Annotated in this window: 2 protein-coding genes; one reads left to right on the top strand and one right to left on the bottom strand. The window is 68.3% G+C overall.

All coding sequences use genetic code 11. The annotated features are described in order from the left end of the window. Window positions 1–103: 103 nt before the first annotated feature. On the bottom strand, window positions 104–940 hold the full coding sequence (locus ACFWPX_RS12690) for a phosphoribosylaminoimidazolesuccinocarboxamide synthase (protein ID WP_378927556.1): 837 nt from the start codon (window positions 938–940) through the stop codon (window positions 104–106). A gap of 186 nt (window positions 941–1,126) precedes the next feature. On the opposite strand from ACFWPX_RS12690, the gene pepN reads away from it, so the two are divergent. Beyond that, a complete protein-coding gene (gene pepN, locus ACFWPX_RS12685) occupies window positions 1,127–3,718 on the top strand; it encodes an aminopeptidase N (RefSeq protein WP_378927555.1) in 2,592 nt (863 codons plus the stop codon). Window positions 3,719–3,864 lie beyond the last annotated feature (146 nt).

Here is a 3,864-nt window from a genome sequence, read left to right as displayed (position 1 = left end):
TGCGCCAGCGTCAGATGTTTATACGCCACCGTCGGCGCACCGGGCCACTGACCGAAAACCAAAACGTGGTGCGGCGCGGGGTATCGACCGGCGCCGCCTCAGCTCAAGCCTGGATCCCAGCCCACTTCTGGCCGGTGATGCGCTCGTAGGCCTCTTCGTACTTGCGGCGAGTGCCTTCGACGACGTCGGCGGGGATCTCGGGGCCCGGGTATTCCTTGTTCCAGCCGGTGGAGGTCGACCAGTCGCGCACGAACTGCTTGTCGAAGGAGCGCTGGGCGCGGCCCGGCTCCCACTCGTCGGCGGGCCAGAAGCGCGAGGAGTCCGAGGTCAGCACCTCGTCTCCGAGGGTGAGAACATCACCGTCCCAACCGAATTCGACCTTCGTATCGGCCACGATCACGCCCGCCTTCGCCGCGTGCTCGGCCCCGCGCGAGTAGATCTCGAGGGTCAGATCACGCAGCTTCTCCGCGACCTCGCGGCCCTCCTGGTTCACCACGTCGGCGAAGCTGATCGCCTCGTCGTGCCCCTCGGAAGCCTTGGTCGACGGCGTGAAGATCGGCTCGGGCAGCTTGTCCCCATCGCGCAACCCCGAAGGCAGCGCGATCCCCGACACGGTCCCCGACCGCTGGTACTCCTTGAGACCCGACCCGGTCAGATACCCGCGCGCGATGCACTCGACAGCCAGCATCTTCAAGGGCTTCACCCGGATCCCACGCCCGGCGAACTCCGCTGGCACATCGGTCGCCGAGACCACGTGATTCGGGATCCCGGTGAAGTACTCGAACCACCAGTTCGACAGTTGCGTCAGCAACGCGCCCTTGTCCGGAATCGGCGTCGGCAGCACCACGTCGTAGACCGAGACCCGGTCCGATGCGACGAGCAGCAGGGTGTCGCCGTCCTCGTAGAGGTCACGAACTTTCCCGGCGTGCACATGCTTCAACGTCGAGCCTCCGAATCTCCGGTGCGGTACCTGCGGGTTTCCGTGAACTCTACCGGCCCGCCCTCAGCCGCTATCAGGCCTACCCAGCCCACCCATCGCCGGAAACTCGTGAGCGGGCGCCGACGGCAGGTGGCATTGTGGACGCCGAACTACCGTGCCGTGTTCGTCGAGGAACGAAGGAGATCTATGTCCGCCCCGAATCTCACCCGCGACCAGGCGGTCGAACGCGCGGCCGTGGTGGCCGTGCAGAACTACCGGATCGAACTCGACCTCACCGATCAGCCGCGCGGCGCCGGGTCCGAGGTGTCGGACACCTTCGGGTCGAAGACCACCGTCAGCTTCACCGCCACCCCTGGTGCGAGCACCTACATCGATCTGGTGGCGTCGCGGGTGCGGTCGGCGGTGCTCAACGGGGTCGCGCTCGATGTGAGCGCCTATGACGAGTCGACCGGAATCGCGTTGTCCGCGCTGGCCGAGAACAACGAGCTGGTCGTCGAGGCCGACTGCGAGTACTCGCATACCGGTGAGGGTCTGCACCGGTTCGTCGATCCGACCGACGACAATGTGTACCTGTACTCGCAGTTCGAGACCGCTGACGCCAAGCGGATGTTCGCCTGCTTCGATCAGCCCGATCTCAAGGCCACCTTCGACATCGTCGCCACCGCGCCGTCGGACTGGGTGGTCATCTCAAACGGCGCCGATATCGAGCAGCACAAGGTCGGCGCGGTCGTACGCCACACCTTCGCCACCACCCCGCGGATGAGCACCTACCTGGTCGCCATGATCGCGGGCCCGTACGCGAAGTGGTCCGATACCTTCACCGACGCGAGCGGCGAGATCCCGCTGGGTCTGTACTGCCGTGCCTCGCTCGCCGAGCACATGGACGCCGAGCGGCTGTTCACCGAGACCAAGCAGGGTTTCGAGTTCTACCACAACAACTTCGGCGTGCCGTATGCCTTCGGCAAGTACGACCAGCTGTTCGTGCCCGAGTTCAACGCGGGCGCGATGGAGAACGCGGGCGCGGTCACCTTCCTCGAGGACTACGTGTTCCGGTCCAAGGTGACCCGCGCGTCCTATGAGCGGCGCGCCGAGACCGTGCTGCACGAGATGGCGCACATGTGGTTCGGCGACCTGGTCACCATGAAGTGGTGGGACGACCTGTGGTTGAACGAGTCGTTCGCGACCTTCGCCTCGGTGCTGTGCCAGGCCGAGGCCACCGAATACACCAGCGCCTGGACCACTTTCGCGAATGTGGAGAAGTCCTGGGCCTACCGCCAGGACCAGCTGCCCTCCACCCACCCGATCGCCGCCGACATCCCCGACCTGCACGCGGTGGAGGTCAACTTCGACGGAATCACCTATGCCAAGGGCGCTTCGGTGCTCAAGCAGCTCGTCGCCTATGTGGGACTGCAGCCGTTCCTGGCGGGGCTGCGTGACTACTTCGCCGAACATGCCTACGGCAACGCCACTTTCGATGATCTGCTCGCGGCGCTGGAGAAGGCCTCGGGGCGTGACCTGTCGGACTGGGGCGCGCAGTGGCTCAAGACCACCGGCCTCAATATCCTGCGGCCCGATTTCGTCGTCGCGCCGGACGGCACGTTCTCGAGCTTCGCGGTCGTACAGGAGGGCGCCGCGCCGGGTGCGGGCGAGTACCGCGTGCACCGGATCGCTGTCGGTGTCTACGACGATGTCGACGGCAAGCTGGTGCGCACCGAGCGCGTCGAGCTCGACCTCGACGCCGCCGGGCGCACCGAGGTGCCCGAGCTCGTCGGCGTGCCGCGCGGTGCGCTGGTGCTGGTCAACGACGACGACCTCACCTACTGCTCGCTGCGTCTCGACCCCGATTCCCTCGACGTGGTCGTGCAGCGTGTCGGTGACATCGCCAGCTCGCTGCCGCGCACGCTGGCCTGGTCGGCGGCCTGGGAGATGACCCGTCAGGCCGAGATGAAGGCCCGCGATTTCGTCGCGCTCGTGCAGCGCGGAATCGGCTCCGAATCCGAGATCGGGGTGGTGCAGCGGCTGCTCATGCAGGCCAACACCGCCATCTCGAGCTACGCCGATCCGGTGTGGGCCGCGCAGGAGGGCTGGCCGGGATACGCCGACCGGCTGCTCGAACTCGCGCGCGGTGCCGAGGCGGGTTCGGACCATCAGCTGGCGTTCGTCAACGCGCTGACCGGCGCGTTGCTGGAATCGCGTCACATCGAGGTGCTGGAACAGTTGCTCGCGGCCGATCCCGCGGCAGCCGGTCTCGCCGGTCTCACCATCGACACCGACCTGCGCTGGCGGATCGTCACCGCGCTGGCGGCGGCGGGCCGGATCGACGCCGACGGTATCGACACCCCGACCATCGACGCCGAACTGCAGGGCGACCCGACCGCGGCAGGCAAGCGTCAGGCGGCCACCGCGGCCACCGCGCGCCCGATCGCCGAGGTCAAGGCGCAGGCCTGGAACACGGTGATGGGCGACGACTCGGTGCCCAACATCACCGCCCGCGCCATCGTCGGCGGGTTCGCCCCGGTTGGTCAGGGTGCGGTGCTCGCGCCGTACGTGGACAAGTACTTCGCCGAGATCCCGGCTGTGTGGGACCGCCGCTCGAGCGAGGTCGCGCAGACCGTGGTGATCGGCCTGTACCCGCACTGGGCGATCAGCGAGGAAGCGGTCGCCGCGGCCGACGAGTTCCTGGCCGGCGACCACCCGCCCGCCCTGTACCGGCTGGTCTCCGAAGGCCGGGCCGGGATCGAACGTTCCCTGCGCGCAAGGGAATTCGACGCGAAGTAGGAACCCAGCCCGCACGCCCCGACCCAGAGGAGGGGCCCGCCGCGCAGCGGCGGGGGGGGGGGGGGGGGGGGGGCGGGGCGGGGGGGGGGGGGGGGGGGCGCGGCCCCGCGCGCGCCGGGCAACCGGCGCGCCCCCGCGCCCGCGCC

It is taken from the genome of Nocardia sp. NPDC058518 (genome assembly GCF_042719655.1).
GTDB lineage: Bacteria > Actinomycetota > Actinomycetes > Mycobacteriales > Mycobacteriaceae > Nocardia.
Note: the sequence above shows the minus strand (reverse complement) of the source record. Positions and strands in the feature narration are given on the sequence as shown.

Bases quoted from the DNA above. Each gene is read 5' to 3' on its own strand.
- pepN (WP_378927555.1), top strand. From the start codon at position 1,127: ATGTCCGCCCCGAATCTCACCCGCGACCAGGCGGTCGAACGCGCGGCC.